The 18,890-nt window shown below is 57.4% G+C and carries 19 protein-coding genes; 9 read left to right on the forward strand and 10 right to left on the reverse strand.

Annotation, left to right across the window (positions count from 1 at the left end; translation table 11 throughout):
- Positions 1-120: 120 nt before the first annotated feature.
- Together RRU01S_RS21865 and rpmB are read right to left on the reverse strand one after the other, a co-directional pair.
- Entirely contained in the window at positions 121-756 is a 636-nt protein-coding gene (locus tag RRU01S_RS21865) for a queuosine precursor transporter (protein WP_045232425.1), read from the reverse strand.
- 111 nt (positions 757-867) lie between these two features.
- A complete protein-coding gene (gene rpmB, locus RRU01S_RS21870) occupies positions 868-1,170 on the reverse strand; it encodes a 50S ribosomal protein L28 (protein WP_042616811.1) in 303 nt (100 codons plus the stop codon).
- 252 nt (positions 1,171-1,422) lie between these two features.
- Between rpmB and RRU01S_RS21875 the strand changes: the two genes are divergently transcribed.
- Positions 1,423-2,196, forward strand: coding sequence for a DUF3108 domain-containing protein (locus tag RRU01S_RS21875; RefSeq protein WP_045232349.1), 774 nt, complete (start codon positions 1,423-1,425; stop codon positions 2,194-2,196).
- Between the two features lie 72 nt (positions 2,197-2,268).
- On the opposite strand, the gene gloB is transcribed toward RRU01S_RS21875, so the two are convergent.
- Complete coding sequence (gene gloB / locus RRU01S_RS21880; protein WP_045232350.1) at positions 2,269-3,039, reverse strand: hydroxyacylglutathione hydrolase; 771 nt, start codon at positions 3,037-3,039, stop codon at positions 2,269-2,271.
- Between the two features lie 93 nt (positions 3,040-3,132).
- On the opposite strand from gloB, the gene RRU01S_RS21885 reads away from it, so the two are divergent.
- The 3 genes from RRU01S_RS21885 (at position 3,133) to RRU01S_RS21895 (ending at position 6,010) form a co-directional block, all read left to right on the forward strand.
- Positions 3,133-3,894, forward strand: coding sequence for a class I SAM-dependent methyltransferase (locus RRU01S_RS21885; protein WP_045232351.1), 762 nt, complete (start codon positions 3,133-3,135; stop codon positions 3,892-3,894).
- A gap of 83 nt (positions 3,895-3,977) precedes the next feature.
- On the forward strand, positions 3,978-5,084 hold the full coding sequence (gene hisC, locus RRU01S_RS21890; protein ID WP_045232352.1) for a histidinol-phosphate transaminase: 1,107 nt from the start codon (positions 3,978-3,980) through the stop codon (positions 5,082-5,084).
- Positions 5,081-6,010 (forward strand): prephenate/arogenate dehydrogenase family protein, encoded by a 930-nt coding sequence (locus RRU01S_RS21895; protein WP_045232353.1) that lies wholly within the window; start codon positions 5,081-5,083, stop codon positions 6,008-6,010. The genes hisC and RRU01S_RS21895 overlap by 4 nt, the downstream gene beginning before the upstream one ends.
- A 5-nt stretch (positions 6,011-6,015) precedes the next feature.
- On the opposite strand, the gene RRU01S_RS21900 is transcribed toward RRU01S_RS21895, so the two are convergent.
- Positions 6,016-7,017, reverse strand: a complete 1,002-nt coding sequence (locus tag RRU01S_RS21900; RefSeq protein WP_045232426.1) for a DUF2125 domain-containing protein — start codon at positions 7,015-7,017, stop codon at positions 6,016-6,018.
- 46 nt (positions 7,018-7,063) lie between these two features.
- Between RRU01S_RS21900 and RRU01S_RS21905 the strand changes: the two genes are divergently transcribed.
- Entirely contained in the window at positions 7,064-7,600 is a 537-nt protein-coding gene (locus RRU01S_RS21905; protein WP_045232354.1) for a gamma-glutamylcyclotransferase, read from the forward strand.
- Here the strand turns inward: RRU01S_RS21905 and RRU01S_RS21910 are convergent.
- Entirely contained in the window at positions 7,579-8,370 is a 792-nt protein-coding gene (locus RRU01S_RS21910; protein WP_045232355.1) for a lysophospholipid acyltransferase family protein, read from the reverse strand. The genes RRU01S_RS21905 and RRU01S_RS21910 overlap by 22 nt on opposite strands.
- A gap of 737 nt (positions 8,371-9,107) precedes the next feature.
- On the opposite strand from RRU01S_RS21910, the gene sfnG reads away from it, so the two are divergent.
- Positions 9,108-10,211: a dimethylsulfone monooxygenase SfnG gene (gene sfnG, locus RRU01S_RS21915; protein ID WP_045232427.1), complete on the forward strand. Its 1,104-nt coding sequence runs from the start codon at positions 9,108-9,110 to the stop codon at positions 10,209-10,211.
- Positions 10,212-10,283: 72 nt separating this feature from the next.
- Here the strand turns inward: sfnG and RRU01S_RS21920 are convergent, their stop codons facing one another.
- From RRU01S_RS21920 to ftsE, 3 genes are all read right to left on the reverse strand, one after another.
- Positions 10,284-10,985 carry a YdcF family protein gene (locus RRU01S_RS21920; RefSeq protein ID WP_045232356.1) on the reverse strand — a complete coding sequence of 234 codons (702 nt, stop codon included), beginning with the start codon at positions 10,983-10,985 and terminating at the stop codon, positions 10,284-10,286.
- Between the two features lie 73 nt (positions 10,986-11,058).
- Positions 11,059-12,063: a cell division protein FtsX gene (locus RRU01S_RS21925; RefSeq protein ID WP_045232357.1), complete on the reverse strand. Its 1,005-nt coding sequence runs from the start codon at positions 12,061-12,063 to the stop codon at positions 11,059-11,061.
- Positions 12,056-12,715, reverse strand: a complete 660-nt coding sequence (ftsE, locus tag RRU01S_RS21930; protein WP_045232358.1) for a cell division ATP-binding protein FtsE — start codon at positions 12,713-12,715, stop codon at positions 12,056-12,058. The genes RRU01S_RS21925 and ftsE overlap by 8 nt, the downstream gene beginning before the upstream one ends.
- 197 nt (positions 12,716-12,912) lie before the next feature.
- Between ftsE and RRU01S_RS21935 the strand changes: the two genes are divergently transcribed.
- The 3 genes from RRU01S_RS21935 to RRU01S_RS21945 all read left to right on the forward strand — a co-directional run bounded on the left by RRU01S_RS21935 (position 12,913) and on the right by RRU01S_RS21945 (position 14,725).
- Complete coding sequence (locus RRU01S_RS21935; protein WP_045232428.1) at positions 12,913-13,581, forward strand: hypothetical protein; 669 nt, start codon at positions 12,913-12,915, stop codon at positions 13,579-13,581.
- 81 nt (positions 13,582-13,662) lie between these two features.
- Entirely contained in the window at positions 13,663-14,208 is a 546-nt protein-coding gene (gene hpt, locus RRU01S_RS21940; protein WP_045232359.1) for a hypoxanthine phosphoribosyltransferase, read from the forward strand.
- 148 nt (positions 14,209-14,356) lie between these two features.
- Positions 14,357-14,725, forward strand: a complete 369-nt coding sequence (locus RRU01S_RS21945; RefSeq protein ID WP_045232360.1) for a response regulator — start codon at positions 14,357-14,359, stop codon at positions 14,723-14,725.
- A gap of 60 nt (positions 14,726-14,785) precedes the next feature.
- Here the strand turns inward: RRU01S_RS21945 and RRU01S_RS21950 are convergent, their stop codons facing one another.
- Both RRU01S_RS21950 and lysA read right to left on the reverse strand, forming a co-directional pair.
- Entirely contained in the window at positions 14,786-17,446 is a 2,661-nt protein-coding gene (locus tag RRU01S_RS21950) for a TIGR02302 family protein (protein WP_045232429.1), read from the reverse strand.
- A 167-nt stretch (positions 17,447-17,613) separates the two neighbouring features.
- On the reverse strand, positions 17,614-18,882 hold the full coding sequence (gene lysA, locus RRU01S_RS21955; protein WP_045232361.1) for a diaminopimelate decarboxylase: 1,269 nt from the start codon (positions 18,880-18,882) through the stop codon (positions 17,614-17,616).
- Between the last annotated feature and the right edge of the window lie 8 nt (positions 18,883-18,890).

Consider the following 18,890-nt stretch of genomic DNA (forward strand, 5'->3'; position numbering starts at 1 on the left):
TCTATAATGAGCGGGCAATCCGGTGCGAATGCGACGTCTCATTTTAATCAGGTTATTTCGGGCAGGACGATGACGGCTGAAGGTCAAATCCGGCAAGCCCCAGATTTTGGGACTTGCCAGCTATTGCAGTTTTGTCGTTGGCATCGGCTTCAGCTTCGTCATCAATGCGCCGTAGGGCAAAAGCATGACGAGGCCGACAACAATCTTTACCGTGAGATCACCCAATGCCCACGAGACCCAGCGCGGTGCTTCGCTTGCGAAGATACCGAGGATAGGGGCCTGTTCGATGGCAAAAGCATCGTTGGGGCCGACGAATGAGAAAGTCGCGGCAAAGGCAATCGAGAAGAAGAGAGCGGTGTCGAGCACAGAGCCCAGCATGGAGCCCGCCAAAGGTGCACGCCACCAGCTTTGCTGGCGAAGGCGATTGAAGACCGAGATATCGAGAAGTTGGCCGATCAGATAGGCGGTGCCGGACGCAACGGCAATGCGCGGGATCGATGTCCAGAATGACAAGAATACGCCGACGACGAAACCCGCAAGCACCACCCGTCTTGCAACGGATGGACCGAACTGGCGGTTGGTCAGGTCTGTGATGAGAAAGGCAACCGGGTAGGTGAAGGCACCCCAGGTGAGAAGGTCGCCAAGATTGATGCCGAAGAGAGTGCCCGATAACGGGTACTGAACTAGAATGTTCGATGCCACGACAACGGTGGTCATGAGCAAGATGTAGACGAGCATAAAGCGTTGATAGGGCATTTTTTTATCCTGGGTGATGCCACCAGTTGGAGCGGAATAAAAACACACAAAAGGCTTGAGCGGCAATTGCCATTCAAGCCTTCTGAGTGTTCGTGATATTGACGCCGCTAATTAAGCAGCAGCAACGGCTGTTTCAACAGTCTTCTTGGCGATCTGGCGACGCAGCAAACGAGCGCGCATCGAAAGGTCGCTTTCGCTGGACTTGAGAAGGAACAGGTCAAGACCGCCACGATGCTCAACGGAGCGCAGGGCAGCTGCGGAAACACGCAGACGGAAGCGCTGGCCGAGAGAATCGGAAATCAACGTAACCTGGCAGAGGTTCGGAAGGAACCGGCGCTTGGTTCTGTTGTTGGCGTGGCTGACGTTGTTGCCCGTCTGGACGCCCTTGCCGGTCAATTCGCATACACGGGACATGGGTACACCTATTTGTTGTCGTCTGTTTTACCAACGGTTCGCTATCCGGCAAAATCCGGTCAGCAATCCAACTGGCAATGATTGGAAAGTTGCGGTTCTATAGTCAGACAGGGAGCATCAGTCAAGCCGCCCACTCTTTTTTGTGAGCCATTTCACTGGATTTCCCCACCGCTCCGCTTTTTTATTGCCATAACTCAGCGTATATCATCGCGGCATAAGGCGGCCTTTCCTGCCTGTCGAGGTGTTACCCGAATGAATGTCAAAGCACAAAGGTTTTTCACGGCCATCGTCGTGACACTTGCAAGCATCTCGCCCGTTCTGGCCGCAGAGACCCGGCATGACAGCGAATACAGCATCAATCTGGGTGTGCTGCCCATTGCGCGCGCGAATTTCTCAACGCGCATGAATGGCGCAACCTATTCCATTTCCGGGTCCTTCAGTTCGGCTGGCATTGCCAGCGTATTGAAAGATATTTCCGGCAAGACCAATGTGTCGGGCGCAAAGCGCGGCAACCGAATGCAGGCGAGCGAATATTCGCTGGTCTACAAGGATGGCAAGCGCACGCGCACCTATGATGTCCAATATCGAAACGGCAATGTGACATCGACGACCGTGAACCCGGAGCCGAAATCGCGCCCCGACAATTGGGTTGATGTCAAAGATCGCGATCTGCGCTCGGTGCTTGATCCGATTTCCGGGCTGCTGTTTCCCGTCGGAGGTCGCATCTGCCCCACCCGCCTGCCGATCTATGATGGCGAGTCGCGTCTCGATCTCGTTTTGAGTTCCGGCGGTACGAAGCCCTTTACCACAGAGGGTTTTACCGGTGATGCGATTGTTTGCAACGCGCGGTATGTTCCGAAATCGGGCTTTCGAAAGGGCCGCAAGGACATCGAATATCTGAAGTCGATTTCCATGGAAATCTGGTTTGCAAAGGCAAGCAACATGGACGTCTATGCGCCCGTGTACGCACGCATACCGACCAAGGTTGGACAAGTTTACATCACAGCGACCAAATACGGCGGGTAAGCCGGACGCTGGGAGCCTTGCTCCTTCTCCCGCAAAGAATATATCGCCGTCGCATGGCCGTGGTTGCAGGCATCAGAAACGATCCTTGCGGGTTCTGATCTCGGCAAACACTTCGGCATCCGTGGCGCCCTCGAGACCAAGATGCGCGCGAATGGCTGGATCGGCGACGCGCATATAGGGATTGGTCTGTTTTTCGAGACCGATGGTCGTGGGAATGGTGAACGCGCCCTTGTTTCGCAAGGCCTCGATCCCGCTGGCTCGTTGCTGAAGCGCGGCATTATCCGGATCGACGGTCACCGCGAAACGGGCGTTGGACAGCGTATATTCGTGGCCGAAATAAACGCTGACATCATCGGGCAGTGCCATGAGTTTCTGGAAAGAATGCCACATATCGGAAGCGGGTCGCTCGAACAGACGTCCACAGCCAAGGGCAAACAGGGTGTCTGCTGCAAAAAGCAGGGCATCATCCGGCAGGTAGTAGCAGATGTGACCGGCGGTGTGGCCCGGCGTGGCAATGACCTGCACGCGATGACCTGCAAAGTCGAATTCGTCACCATCGGCGGCTGATTTGTCCAGGCCTGGTATGGCGATTGCCTCATCATGCGGCCCGTAAATCGTGCAGTCGAATTTTTCCTTCAGCGCTAGGTTGGCTTCGACATGGTCCTGGTGGTGATGCGTCGTGAAAATATGGCTGAGCGTCCATCCGCGCCGGTTGAGCGCACCGATGATGGGTGCTTCCTCGGGCGCATCGATGGAAACGGTTGCACCTGTTTCGCTATCGTGCAGCAGAACACCGAAATTGTCGCTGCGGCACGAAAAGACTTCTATTTCCAACGGCTTCATGTCTCTTCTCCCTCTTGTGCGTTCCAGATCATTGGTTTTGCAATGTAGGCTCTGGCGCCTTGAAGTCCAACTGCGGCCTGCTACATTCGCTTCATGAATACCGATATTGTCGATCTGCGCGAATTTTATCATTCCCCTCTCGGTCGCTCGGCCGAGCAGGCGATTACCATGGCGCTATCGACGCTGTGGCCAAGTCTGCCGGATGAGCGGCTGGTGGGCATAGGTTACGCCGTACCGTTTCTCGACCGCTTTCGCCACGACACCGAGAGAACGTTCGCTTTCATGCCGGCGGGGCAGGGGGCGGTGAACTGGCCCGCTGGCGAGCGGTCGTCGACTGCGCTTGTCTTTGACGAGGAACTGCCGTTACCGGATTCGTCCATCGATCGTATCTTGATGGTGCATTCCCTGGAGTTTGCGGAAAATCCCCGCGAGACCCTGAAGGAATTATGGCGCGTTCTGGCGCCTGGTGGGCGGCTTGTCATCGTTGTTCCAAACCGGCGCGGCGTATGGGCGCGCATGGAACATACGCCCTTCGGCTCCGGCCGTCCCTATTCCCGCGGGCAGTTGACCGGACTGTTGCGGGAAACGAATTTTACGCCCGGTGCCTCGGCCGAAGCCCTGTTCTTCCCGCCGTCCAAGGTCAGATCGGTTCTTCGTTTTCGCAGGGTTCTGGAAACCACGGGGCGCAAGCTGTGGCCGGTTTTTTCCGGTGTCATCGTGGTGGAGGCACAAAAGCGGCTCTATCAGGGGCTGCCTGTGACGCAACGAGCATCGCGCCGTGTGTTCGTGCCAGTGCTTGCACCGCAAGGGATGCCGACAGCCAGAGCGGGCAAGGAACCGCGCAAGCCGCGCTGACACTCGACAAACGCCCCATTCCAGTCTAATGCCTGCGGCATTGTCTGGCCGGATTTTCCGGCGTTTTTCCAAGGGTCGATGAAATGAGTGCAGAGCTTAACCAACCTGTCCCGCGTCCAGGTATTCTGGATATTGCCGCCTATGTTCCGGGCAAGGAGCACGTGGACGGTGTGGCCAAGGTCTATAAGCTTTCCTCCAACGAAACGCCGCTCGGGCCAAGCCCCAAGGCGATCGAGGCCTTCAAGACTGCCGCTTCGAACCTTGAAATCTACCCTGATGGCCAGGCGATTGCCCTGCGTCAGGCGATTGCCGACGTGCATGGGCTGAACGTTGCCAATATCCTGTGTGGTAATGGCTCAGACGAATTGCTGGGTCTGCTGTGCCACGTCTATCTAGGTGCGGGCGATGAGGCGATCATCACCGAACACGGCTTTCTGGTCTACAAGATCCAGATCATGGGTGCTGGTGCTGCTGCGATCACCGTAAAGGAAAAAGACTGCGCGATCGATGTGGATGCGATTCTTGCTGCCGTGACGCCAAAGACAAAAATGGTGTTCATCGCCAATCCCGGCAATCCGACGGGCACCTATGTTCCGGTCTCCGAAGTGCGCCGCCTTCAGGCCAGTCTGCCCAAGCATGTCATTCTGGTGCTGGATGCAGCTTACGCCGAATATGTCCGTAAGAACGACTATGAGGCAGGGTTGGAACTGGTTTCCGGCAATGCCAATGTCGTCATGACGCGCACCTTTTCCAAAGTGTACGGTCTTGCAGCGCTTCGCGTGGGCTGGATGTATGGACCGGTAGCCATTGTTGACGCACTGAACCGCGTACGCGGTCCGTTCAACATGAACGCACCCGCCATTGCCGCCGGTGCCGCCGCCATCCGTGATCAGGCCTTCATGCAGAAGGCGGTGTCCCACAATCTCGAATGGCTGGAAAAGCTGACGCAGGCTTTCACCGACCTTGGCCTTGAGGTGACGCCATCCGTCACCAATTTCATCCTCATCCATTTCCCTGATGTTGAGGGCAAGCGTGCCGCTGATGCCGATGCATTTCTATCGCGCCGTGGTTATATTTTGCGTGCGGTTCGCGGTTACGGATTTGCCAATGCACTGCGCATGACGGTGGGATCGGAAGAGGCCAATCTTGGCGCTATCGCCGCGCTCAAAGACTTCATGGGCAAAGCATGACTGACATTTTATTCGACCGTATCGCCCTGATCGGCATCGGCCTGATCGGGTCGTCCATCGCGCGCGATATCAAGGAACTGGGTCTGGCGCGGGAGGTGGTGATTTCCACCCGCAGCGCCGAAACGCTGAAACGGGCGGAAGAACTGGAGCTTGGAACCGCCTACACCGTGTCTGCGGCAGATGCGGTCAAGGATGCCGACCTGGTGATCGTATCCGTACCGGTTGGCGCATCTGGCGCTGTGGCCGAACAGATCGCGCCGCATCTGAAAGCAGGCGTCATCGTAACGGATGTGGGCTCCACCAAGGCATCGGTGATCGCGCAGATGGCACCGCACATGCCGCAAAACGTCCATTTCATTCCCGGCCACCCGCTGGCGGGCACGGAAAAGTCGGGGCCGGATGCCGGTTTTACGGGTCTTTTCCGTGACCGTTGGTGCATCTTCACGCCCTTGCCGGGAACGGATGTTGATGCGCTTGCCAAGCTCAGGTCGTTTTGGGAAAGGCTGGGTTCGCGGATCGATGAGATGGATGCAGAGCACCACGACAAGGTGCTGGCCATCGTCTCGCACCTGCCGCATATCATTGCCTATAACATCGTCGGCACGGCAGACGATCTGGGCACGGTGACGGAATCGGAAGTTATCAAATATTCCGCCTCCGGTTTTCGCGATTTCACCCGTCTGGCCGCATCCGACCCCACCATGTGGCGGGATGTGTGCCTGCACAACAAGGATGCGATCCTTGAAATGCTGGCGCGGTTTTCAGAGGATCTGGCTTACCTTCAGCGCGCCATCCGCTGGGGTGAGGGCGACAAGCTGTTTGAGCTTTTCACCCGCACCCGCACCATCCGCCGTTCCATCGTGCAGGCTGGTCAGGACGTCGATACGCCAAACTTCGGCCGCCCGACGCCCAATCAGAAGACGTAACGAGTTCAGATCGGCGGTATCTTTCCAAGGGGAATGAAGCCGCTGACGGTTGCGCGGCCGCGATCGACCACCAGATCGACCGATGTCCTGTCGCCGCCGCCTGCCAAGGCGCGCAGAAGTTTGCGGGCGGTGTCGATGGTGGATTGCAGCTGCGGGAAGGTCTGCTTGGCGTTGTCGGCCCAATCGCCCAGCTTTTCGATTTCCAGTTTAAACTGTCCGGTGAGATAGCCCTGATCGTCAAACGAGAAGGGGCCGGTGATGCGCATGGTGCGACCATCGCCGATGTCGAGCATGACGCGGCGCAACTCACCGCTGGCACCATAGAGCCCGGTACGGTCGCTGCCGTCGATCATGCCAGCCTTGCCGGCAAGCGTCACGTCTGCGATGGCGTTGAGGCGCGGCAGAAGCTGCGGCCAGTCCTTGATCACGGTCGATGCGTCCGTCAGCGTGATGGCACCATCGAGATCCGCACCGTTCTGGCGCAGATGAACTTCCGTTTTGGCGGCATCGAAATCGATCGTCTGGGCCGTGACAGACGAGACTGCGGTTGCTTTCAGCCCGTCGATGACCACAGATGTGCGATCAACGCCCCTCAACTTCGTCACGAGGCTGGACTGCATATTGGCCCATTGCGCGGAAATGTTCAGCCCGTGACCGGTCTGGATGGTTGCAAGCGAATCCAGTTCCCACACGATGTGACGTGGTGCGTAGATCTGCGCTGCCGAACGCAAGGCACCAAACGACGCCGTCATGTCATTGCGGGTGTTCTTGACGTCGACCTTGGAGCAGAAGAGACCGATGCGGAACGGATAGCCCCTGAAGGCAATGTCTTTGCACTCACCGGTGATGCCAGCGGAGCCGCCGGGGGCCAGCGTGCGAATAACGGTTTCCTGAAGCCGTTGGGCGGCGTAGAACCAACCGGCGGAGTAGATGGCAACGAAAATTATGATCCCAAGACCGAGAAAAAGGTATTTTCTGCCTGTTCGGGATTGGCTTGACGCTGCCATGATGATCTCCAATGGTAAACACAGGTGATTTGCTTTGGCTTGCGATATGGACGATTTTTGGGTCTTTGGCTATGGTTCGTTGATGTGGAACCCGGGCTTCCCGTTTCAGGAGCGCCAGCAGGCACGACTGTATGGCTATCGCCGGTCGCTGTGCATTCGCTCCAATGTCTATCGTGGCACCGATGAAAATCCCGGACTGGTGCTCGGTCTCGAGCGCGGTGGCTCATGCCATGGTGTGGCGTTTCGGGTTGCAGATGCAGATCGCGAAGCCGTGCTTGAGTATCTGCGCGAACGGGAACTGGTCAGCAATGTCTATAAGGAACGGGTGATCTCAGTCGGCCTGATGGATGGCAGGCGGCAACCGGCCATGACCTATGTGGCTGATCCCGACCACCCGCAATATATCGGCGGGCTGGCCTTGGAAGAGGCAGCCAAGATCGTGCGGCATGCGTCGGGGCGTTCAGGCCCGAATGTCGACTACGTGTTCAACACGGTCCAGCACCTTCAGGACATGGGCATCCGCGACGCCGTACTCGAGCAGATCGCTGCCAATGTCGAGGCTCAGCCTGCCGTCTTGCCCTGAAGCTCTGCCAGTCTTTTTTGTGCTGTAGGCGGTAGAGGAAGAGACGGATTGTCGCGCGCGGTTTCCAGCAGCAATTCGTCGCTGGCCCGTTCCGTCACCTCGATCAACTGTTTGAAGAAAACATCGGGGTGCAGGCCGGGCTCAATCGGCGGCAAGATGCGCACCTTGAAATGGCCGGGATAGCGCATGGTGGAGCGGCGCGGCCAGAAGAGACCGGGGTGCATGGCGACAGGCACAACGGGGACTTTGAGGTCGCGGTAGAGGCGGGCAATGCCATAGCGGTATTCAGGCTCGGCACCGGGCGGGCGGCGCGTTCCCTCAGGGTAAATGATCAGCTCGCGTCCCTTAGCCATTTCTTCCTTGGCGCGCTCCATGACCTTCAGCATGACCTTGCCGCGCGCGGCGCGGTTGACCGGGATCATCCGCTGCTTGGCGACATACCAGCCGAAAAGCGGTATCCACATCAGCTCACGCTTCAAGATATAGACCGGGTCCTTTAGGTTGGGCAGCAGCGCGTAAGTGTCCCAGAACGACTGGTGCTTGGGCGCAAAGATGCAGCCGGTCTCGGGAATGTTTTCCAGCCCTTCGATCTCGAATGTCGTGCCGACAATCTTTTCCATCAGCCAGTGATTGGAGCGCGCCCAGGCCTTGGGGATCTCGAACGCGACTTTTCGCGGCACGATGAAGTAGATCGGCGTCAGCACCAGCATGCGCACGATGAGATTGAGGTAAAACAGCGTGTTGAACAGAATGGAACGCAGTCTGAGCATAAAAGGCTTCTCCCGGCGCGCGTTCAACCAAAGAAGCGTTCTTCGATGTGGTACGCGGCATGGAACGCCTACACGAAAACGATGGGTCTCAACAAGACCCACGCGATGCAGGAACGCAGGCAAGAGAAATTTTAGCGAAGAGCGCTTGCGGTGTTGTATATGAGCAAGCGCGTTGCCGCCCGTGCTCATGTTACGATATGCAACGCCCGTCCAAGTCAGACTGCACGTCAAGCCTCCGCGCACCGTGCAGGCTCTCATTATAAAGCACATATCCCACAAAGCCCGGCATGCGTCTCCAGCGCTTGGGAAAGCGCCTTGAGTTTAATTTTCCCCCAATCGCATCGACAATTGGAATAAGAATTCCTCCTTCATGCTGAAGATTGGTCGCCAATCGTTATGCACTATAGGTATTTTCCATACACTAGGGCGGCAAACAGGATGTTGCCCGATGGGAAGTCTCGGTCAGTCAATAAACATTCGAAAGTCATCGTGTGTGGTTCGTGGACAGACGACGAAACACCCGCGGCTGCCATCGTCTGGATTTTTCAACGGACTGACGTTTCCGACCGCCAACGAAAGTGACTTCACGCCTGGCGTTTTTCAGCAACGGACCGAGCGTGCAGTCCACGAACTCTTAGACATTTCAGCATTGATCACTCTGCCAACCCGTCCGGTTTCCAGCAGGTACGCGGTGCTTGTCGCCGCCCACGCCTGACCATTTCGAGAGGAACATTATGATGTCTTTTGCCAAGAGAGAACCGTTGAAATTTGCCTACTGGGTCCCCAATGTCTCGGGCGGTCTGGTCATTTCCAACATTGAGCAGCGGACCAGCTGGACAATTGAATATAACAGAAAGCTGGCGCAAATCGCCGAAGCCAACGGTTTTGATTACGCTTTGAGCCAGATACGGTTCACCGCCGGTTATGGCGCGGAATTCCAGCATGAATCGGTGGCGTTTAGTCATGCGCTGTTGGAATCCACGACCACGTTGAAAGTGATTGCCGCTCTTCTTCCAGGACCGTGGAACCCTGCGCTTGCAGCCAAGCAGATTGCGACGATCAACCATCTGACCAATGGCCGCGTTGCGGTCAACATCGTCAGCGGCTGGTTCCGTGGAGAGTTTCATGCCATCGGAGAGCATTGGCTCGACCACGACGAACGTTACCGCCGCTCCGAGGAGTTCATCAGGGCGTTGCGGGGTATCTGGACCGAGGAGAACTTTACCTTCAGCGGTGATTTCTATCGCTTCAACGACTATTCTCTGAAGCCGAAACCCTTGGACCCGCAACCCGAAATCTTTCAGGGCGGCTCCTCGCGCGCAGCTCGTGATATGGCGTCGCGTGTCTCGGATTGGTACTTCACCAACGGCAATACGCCGGAGGAAATCGGCAAACAGGTTGCCGACATTCAAGGCAAGGCGAAGGAAAATGGCCATACCGTGCGTGTCGGCGTCAACGCTTTCGCAATCGTTCGCGAGACGGAAGAGGAGGCAAAAGCGGTTCTGGCCGAGATCATTGAAAAGGCCAATCCTGACGCCGTCAACGCGTTCGGCCATGAGGTCAAGAATGCCGGTAAGTCCTCACCGGAAGGCGAAGGCAACTGGGCGAAATCCTCCTTCGATGATCTGGTACAGTATAATGACGGCTTTCGATCAAATCTCATCGGAACGCCCAGACAGGTCGCCGAGCGTGTGGTCGCTCTGAAGCGCGCCGGCGCCGATCTCATCCTCCTTGGCTTTCTGCACTTCCAGGAGGAGGTCGAATATTTCGGCAAGCATGTGATTCCTCTGATCCGTGAAATCGAGGACGCCGAGACCGTGAGGGCGGTGGCGGCAGAGTAGATACAACATGCTGGTCGGTTGGCTGGTGGTACGACAAGAAACAAACCCGCAGTTATCGATCTGCGGGTTTGCTTATGGCGTGATGCTGTTTCGCAACCCGTTGTTGCCCTTGCCAAGGCCGGTGATATCGCGTGCAGCGACGGCCACGAACTTGATATATTCGATGATCATGGTGCGCACGACATCCGGGTTTACGAACCAGTTGGTGCGGGCCAGATCCGAATTGATGACGGGGTAGGCGATGAAATTCGTATCGGGGCTTGTGCTGCGCAACTCGTGAAGCGAGCGATGCATGTGGTAATTGTTGGTGACGATGACGACCGATGTGTAGCCGCGATCCTTGATCCATTTCGACGCTTCGTTGGCGTTGCCGATCGTATCGACGGCCTGATAACCCATGTCCACGCAGCAGGCAAAAAGATCAGAAGAGCTTTGCGTCATCTTTCTGATCTGGGCGCGGCTAGTGGCGGGGTTGACGCCGGAGATCAGCAATCGCTTGCCAACGCCATCCCGAAGCAGGCCGACGGCCTGATCTATGCGCAGATAGCCTCCGGTCAGAACGATGATAGCATCCGCCTTGGTGCCGGAGGGCGGCCGCATGGATGCAACGGAATCGGCAAACCACAGGAAACCACCGAAAACAGCGCCGACAATGACCACGCAAAGCAGAATGGTTATCCGCACGAAACGGCGCAAACGACCGCGACGTGAAAGCCATCCGTTTCGCGTCGTTGTGGTCGATTCGTCATCAGGGTCTGTGCGACTCATTGCCATGAGTTATCCATAAGCTTGCATGAAGACAAGGAACAGGCAGTTGTGGCGACTTGGTGGCGCACGCCTCGCTGTCTTACACACCTTCACTTTTCGAAGGATCGGAACGAACGCGATCAATGTCATCGATGGTGCGAATGACGGTGAGGCGTGCCGTGAGCGTGGTCAGCAGAGCGATCACCATCATGGTTGCGAAAATGCCGATATAGCCCTCCACGCCCACCGAAAAGGAGCCGAACAAGGCGCTGGCCTGATCGCTTTGTGGGGTGGCGAGCGAACGCGATTGCCAAAATCCAGCTGCGAGAAAGACGGCGGCCGCCAAGGCGCTGCCGGCTCCCGAACCCTTTAGACTGATTTTCAAAAAGTGCTTTTGAAATTCTCGTGCGACGAAGCTGCTTTCCGCGCCAACGAAATGCAGAACCTCGACGATATGCCGGTTTCCCGAGAGCGCACCGCGTGTGGCAAAAACCACCGTCAAAACCATGGCGCTGAAGACCAGGATCAGCACGCCGAGCCCGATCATGACCGTGGTATGGGCCATGGAGACCAGACGATCGACCCAGGTGCGGTGGTCATCGAGAAAGGCCTGCGGTATTTCCGTTTTCAGCATCGCACGCATGGCTTCGAAATCGGGCGGGTTGGTTTCATCGATGGTGATGATGACGAGGCGCGGGACTGGCAGTTCGGACAGATCGAGGCCTGCGCCAAGCCAGGGCTCCAGAAGACGCGCGGTCGCGGCTTCATCCATGACGGTGCCTTCGCGCGTACCGACGAAGCCCAAAGCCAGATTACGGGCCTTGTTGAGTGCGGCATCCATATCCAGCCCTTCCTCGGGCTTGATCTGGATGGTGATCTCGCGGGAAATCTGGCTTTGCCAGCTGGTGGCCGTGGTGCGCACCATGCTGACGGCACCAAGCGTCAGGCATGCCAGAAACGCCATGATCGCGATGACGACAATCAGCGCATTGCCCTGAATATTGGACGGCGGCAGGATCGGCGCCATCGGGCGGATGCGCATTTGCGGCAGCTTGGGTGCGGCTTTCTGTTCGGGCTTGAGTGGCTTTCGGTTCATCTCATTCATAAACGTCGAGCCGCCCTTCGGTCAGAATCATGCGACGCGCATCCACCTGATCCATCAGACCGAAATCATGGGTGGCGATAACGACGGCCGTACCCAAGCGGTTCAACTCCATGAACAGATTGAGGAGCCGTTTTGCCATGGGAGGATCGACGTTACCGGTCGGCTCGTCGGCAAGAAGAATTTCCGGCTGGTCCATCAGTGCGCGCGCGATCGCTGCGCGCTGCTTTTCACCACCGGACAGGATCGGCGGCAAGACATTGATGCGTTCGCCCAAGCCCACCCATTTCAAAAGCTCTATCACATCATTGCGATAAGCGCTCTCTTCCTTGCCACGCACGCGCAGAGGCAGGGCCACATTTTCGTACGTGGTGAGATGATCCAGCAGGCGAAAATCCTGAAACACGATGCCGACGCGGCGGCGCAGCAACGGCAGCTCGCTGCGCGGGATGCGCGACACATCGCGGCTGAACATGCGAATATGCCCGCGTGTCGGCTGCAGCGACATGAGCAGCAGGCGCAAAAGGGTGGTTTTGCCCGCGCCGGAGGGACCGGTGAGAAACTGGAACGACCCTTTGGGAATATTGAACGTCATGTCCCGTAAAATTTCCGGGCCCATGCCGTACCGTAAACCGACATTTTCAAAGTGGATCAACGAACTTCCAGTCTCTTGCTTCCGTGGTGAGCGATTCGCATCATTGTTTGAGCCTTTTATACCCAACGCACGGCGTGTGGGTGGCTTAAACAATGATCTTTGCGAAGCATTAACCAATTAAATTTACGACTGGTCAGGATTTCATTCAATGCCCAGTTTTATGGGGCCGAAAACCTGACCGAGGGAACTTCATGGCTATGTTCCGTTCATCTCGCCGGCACGCGGCATTCGATTTGGACCTTTTGATGCCGGAAACGCCGCCGCGCCACAAGGCGCAGGCACGTTCCAGCGAAGACATCGTAGATGCCGAGTTTGTCACGATAAAGGAAACGCCCGCACGTGACTACGGCAACGACAACCGGCGCGCGGCGTCTCAACGTAATGTGTCAAAGCCGTTTACGGGGCTGGATGCTTTTCGGATTGCGATAGAGCGCATCGACAGAAAATTATCGGGCCTTTCGGTCGATGGGTACTCGGCCATCGTTGCGGCAGCAGTCGTCGGCGTGTTTTTCCTGTCCGGCGGATTTGCGATGATCCTGCACAAAAACGAAGCCGTGGCGGCTGTCGTCGAGCCGCTTGGTATCAGCCACATCACCATTACTCCGCAGGACGCGGGCGGTATGGAAATCCTCGTCATCAATGGCATCGTTGAAAACAACAGTGGCGTGATGCAGGACATACCGGCTATTCGCGCCGACCTTTTCGTGGCGAAGGGCGAGAAGGTTGCCAGCATGTTGATCGAACCGCCGGTGTCGGAAATCAAAGCGGGTACCCGCCAAGGCTTCACAGCCAAACTGCGCCACCCCGGTGGAAAAATACCTGAAATCAAGCTTTCTTTTGCGCAAACGGGTGTTTCCGACCGCTGATTATGCTACCGGACGCCCGTCTTACCATTTCGGCTGCCGGTCTCATCTGATACGGCGGGCCGGATCAGCGCAGGAGAAGGCATGCCCGTCGTCCGTGGAAAAAATATCGAGCCGCTTTATACTGCCGAGCAGATCGCCGAGCGTAACTGCGAACTGGCCAAGCAGATCGCAACGGGACCGACCAATGACCTACTGGTCATTGCTGTCCTCAAGGGCTCTTTCATTTTCGCAGCCGACCTGATCCGCGCTTTGCACGATAGCGGGCTCGCGCCTGAAGTCGAGTTCATCACCCTTTCCAGCTATGGCACCGGCACGGTTTCGCAGGGCGTGCGGATCGTCAAGGACATCGATAGCGACGTGAAGGACCGGGATGTCCTGCTAATCGACGATATTCTCGAATCCGGCCGCACGCTGTTGTTTGCCAAGGAATTGCTCTACGAGCGCGGCGCACGCAATGTCTCGATTGCGGTGCTGTTGGATAAGACAGTCAAGCGCAAGGAAAAGCTCGAGGCTGATTATGTTGGCTTCGAATGCCCAGACTATTTCGTTGTCGGCTATGGCATGGATGTGGCTTACGCCTTCCGCGAACTGCCGTTCGTCGGCGTCGTCACAGGTGATGCCGAGTAGGCCGCACTGCCTCGTTTTGCAACGATTGGTGGCCGATACAAGCATGGATTGTTAACCATGCCGCTGAGATGGCCGCTTTCATTTACCTCTTGCAAAGGGAAATGACCGAGTTTGAGCTCGCTGGAATGAATACCAGGAGCGATGGAAAATGGCAAAAATACTGATTACTGAAGACGAAGATGCATTGCGGACATTCGTGGCCCGCGCGTTGCGTCTTGATGGACACGAGACATACGAAGCCGCCGATGGCGAGCAGGGCTTCGAAAAGCTGAGCGAAGGCAAGTTCGACCTTCTGCTATCCGATATCCGCATGCCGGTGATGGATGGTATCGAGCTTGCACACCGCGCAGCCTCGCAATTCCCGAACCTCAAGATCCTGCTGATGACGGGTTATGCCGAGCAGCGTGAGCGTGCCGATGACCTGATGGAAAAAATCATCGACGTGATCCCCAAGCCCTTTGCGCTGCCCGATATCCGCAAGGCGGTCGCGAGAGCTCTGGCCGCAGTTCCGGCCTGAAACTTTCCCAATAGGGCGACGTGAGGGCGGTTTGACCGCCCTTTTTGTTGACTGATCCGACTACTGGATGTCGAGAAGGCGTTCCAGATACCGACGCTCGACTTCGCCGGGCGGGTTGTTGCCCAGCTTTTCACGAATGGCTTCCAGAATTTCACGGGCACGCTGAACATCGATTTCATCGGGCACGCGGACCTGATTGTCACCGAAATCAGGGCCATTGCTTTCACGCGGGCGACCGAGAGGATCGCGTCCGTTCTGACCGCCCTGTCCCATCATGCCTTCCTGGCCCTGGCCGGGTTGCTGACCCTGCTGACGCATGGCCTGCATCATCTGCCCCATCATGTCCTGAGCGCCTTGGCGCAGCGCATTGAGCGCATTGCCCTGACCCTGAACCGCCTGCTCGCCTTCGCTGTCGCCAAGCGCCTGGCCCGCACCCTTCATTTCCTGCTCAGCCTTGCCGAAGTTCTGTCCGGGCTCCATGCCGAGATCGCGCAAGCCCTTTTGCAGTTCACCCAATTGCTTGCCGAGGCCATCCTGCTGCTGGCGCAGGTTTTTCAACGCTTCGCGCAATTGTTCGGCTGTCATCTGGTCGGTCGGGTTTTGGCCCGGCTGCTGCTGCCCTTGCTGGCCGGGTGGTTGCTGGCCGTTCTCGCCCATTTGCGGGTCGCCACCATTTTCGCCCTGCGGTTGGTCGCCGTTCTGCATGCGGTCGCGAAGGGCCTGGTCCAGCTTGAAGGTTTCATCCATCAGCTTCTGCTGTTGCTGCATGATCTCGCCCAGCTTGTCGATCTGCTGGCGCAACTGGCTGTTCTGCTGTTGCTGCTGGCCTTGCTGTCCGCGCTGTGGTCGCCCGGCCTGAAGGTTGTTCATCATGCGCTGCATTTGCGACAGCATTTCCTGGGCGGCGTCACGGTTGCCGGAGCGGGCCAGATTTTCGATCTGGTTCATCATGTTTTCCAGATCGCGCTGGCGCAGCACATTTTGAGCCTGTTGGTTCATATTGGCCTGCGGAGCGTTCTGCATGCGCTGGGCCAGTTCACTCATGAACTCGTTCATTGCTTCGCGCAGTTCCTGCATCAGCTTGGCGATTTCCTCATCACCTGCTTTTCGATCGATCGCCTCCGACAGGGCTTTCTGCGCATCGCGAAGTTTCTGTTCGGCCTGCGAGAGATCGCCGTCTTCAATGCCGAGTGCGATTTCCCACAGATAGTCCGAGGTGTTTTTCAACATCTCTTCATTACGGGCGAGCTTCATGCGTGTCTGCGCAGATTGCAGCAGAAGATAATGGGTGGTGTTGGGAATGGTCTCGTCAGGTCGCATGCCGACCGCTTCATTGAAAGCGATGGCTCTCGGCATCTGCCGCGTGTCGAGCGAGAAGATTTGGCGCTGCTCAACGATCGAGGCCGCTATCGGCTCTGCGAAATTCCGACCAGGCAGGATCATCTCCTGCGACGGGCTGCGGCCGGTTTGACCCATGCCATCGGTTGCGACAAGGGTGATGCGAACCTTTTTGCCGGCCATCGGATGTTCGGTCAGGTTGCGGCTGGTGACTCCCTTCATGTCGCGCGGGTTCTGGCGCGGCAGGTCCAGCTTGAATTCCGGCGGTGGATAAAGCGGTGTTGCGCCGGCTGCAAGGCCTATAGGCTCGATCACCGCATGGGCTTCGCGAATGCCATAGTCGTCTTTGGCGGTGAAGCCGATTTCCAAGGCGCCGTTCACGGCACGGCGGGGCAGATTATCGAATGCAATGGTCGGTGCTCTATCCGGGATGACGTTGAACTGCCAGTGCTGGCCATTGGCTTCCACCGTTCCGCTTTCAGACACCTCCATGGCGAAGGTTCGAGGTGCCCGTGGTGCTTCGGTTGCTTGCGGTTCTGTTGTCGCATCAGTCTGAGCATCGGCCTTGTCGTCCCCTTCCGGGGCGAGCGTCTTGATGTCCCCACCGACTTCGGGCTCGAAGGTGACGGTCTCGTCACCTTCGCCGCCGGTCATGCGGATGGTCAATTTCGAGGCCTGCGGCATGGAAACGGCATCCGTTGCGGCTGCGTTGTTGCCGGTCAGGAAGATCGGCGCTCGCCCGGTGTAGGAGGGCGGGGTCACCCATGCATCCAGCCGAATATCCGGATTGGCAGGCCCACCGGCAGGACGGTTGCGAAACGCATCGGCAATATCGCCAGCGCCATTCGAAAATGAAAAACCGAAAGCGGCAACCAGTAGCAGTGCTGGAATGGCGCGCAATGCCATCTGATCGTGGCGGGCGATGTCAGGCTGGGGAAGCCCTGCATCCAACGCGGCGATCCGCTGCGCCATGCGCAACTGGTGTTCTTTCCACAGCGCACGGGCGAATGGGGTTTCGAAGGCGGGTTCGTCTTCCTGCACGCCGACGGGCTGATGATCCAATCCATTCCGGCTTTCCAGCAGGCGCGATGCCTCGTCCTTCGTCGGCCATTTCAGGCGGGCAATCGGCAACAGAGACGTAATGAAGGCAAAGATGAGGACGAAGACCACGGCCCAGCGCAAGACATCCGGCATTTGGCGGTAAAGACCGAACCAGGCGAGTGCGACGAACAGCGCGGCTATGGAAAGAGGCAGCAGCATGTTGGGTGCCAAGCGCTCTAAAACGATGACAAGCTTCGCGACGAAACGCTTGGACGCCACGCGACGCCCAAGGTCCGGTCTGTTTTCGAAAGCACCTTTTCCGCTATGCCTCGATGTGGTCATCAATCCGTTCTCCCGGTTCTGGCCACCCGATTTCGCCATTCCCGAAACGGCGAAACAATTCTATGCAACGGGAGTGAAGATAACACTCTTTATGGCGAAGACGAGAGGAAGCCTGCGCTAACGCCTGTTTTTACGCCCTATTCGCTCAATTGTGATCGCTTAACGGATCACGCGAGCCATGGTGGGACGGAATCCAGCGCTATCAACTCTTCGTACGTCCCGCGTGGACGGATGACGTGGAACGTGTCGCCCTTGACCAGAACTTCAGGCACCAGCAAACGGGAGTTGTAGGTTCCGGCCTGCACCGCACCATAGGCACCGGCGGAACTGACGGCAATGAGGTCGCCGGGTTCGGGTGTCGCCATGTCGCGGTCCAGCGCCAGGTAATCCCCCGTTTCGCAGACAGGACCGACAATATCCGCCTTGATGCGCGGGGCATCCGGTGAAGGTTGAGTGACTGGGCGAATGCCGTGATAGGCTTCATACAAGGTCGGGCGGATGAGGTCGTTCATCGCCCCATCAACGATCACGAAGGTCTTTTCGCCGCCGTCTTTCACATAGATAACTTCCGTCACCAGGATTCCGGCATTGCCGACGATCAGGCGGCCCGGTTCGGTGATTATCTTGCAATCCAGGCTCTTCAGCTCGTTTTTGACGATATAAGCGTAGGCATCCGGCAAAGGTGGTGGGTTGTTGTCTTCCCGATATGGAATGCCAAGACCGCCGCCGATATCCACATGGCTGATCGTGTGACCATCGCCGCGCAGCGCTTCAACCAACGTCCGCAGCAAACGAAAGGCGGATTCGAACGGCTGCAATTCGGTGATCTGGCTACCGATATGCATGTCGATGCCGCTGACGACGATGCCGGGCAGAGTGGCTGCGTGGGTGTAGACCGCACGCGCGCGCTCATAGGGAATGCCGAACTTGTTTTCTTTTTTGCCGGTCGAAATCTTCGCGTGGGTCCCCGCATCGACATCGGGATTGATGCGGAAGGAGACATGCGCCTGTTTGCCAGCCTTGACCGCCCGCAGGTTCAACACCTCGAGCTCCGGTTCGGATTCGATGTTGAAGCAGTAGATGCCGGCTTCGAGCGCAAAATCCATTTCGGCAACGGTCTTGCCGACGCCGGAAAACATGATGCGGCTGGCGGGAATACCGGCCGCCAGCGCGCGGTGCAATTCGCCACCGGACACGACATCGACACCGGCACCCAGCTTTGCCAGCGTGGTAAGAACAGCCTGATTGGAGTTTGCCTTCATGGCGTAGCAGACCATCGCGTCTACATCGGCAAAGGCTTCCGAAAACACCTTGTAATGCCGCTCCAGCGTTGCCGTGGAATAGACGTAGAACGGCGTTCCAACGGCCTTGGCGATTTCAGGCACGGGAACGTTTTCGGCGTGAAGCACACCGTCGATGTAGTGAAAGTGGTTCACGTCTCTAG

Origin of the sequence: Agrobacterium rubi TR3 = NBRC 13261, assembly GCF_000739935.1 — a bacterium.
Lineage (GTDB): Bacteria > Pseudomonadota > Alphaproteobacteria > Rhizobiales > Rhizobiaceae > Agrobacterium > Agrobacterium rubi.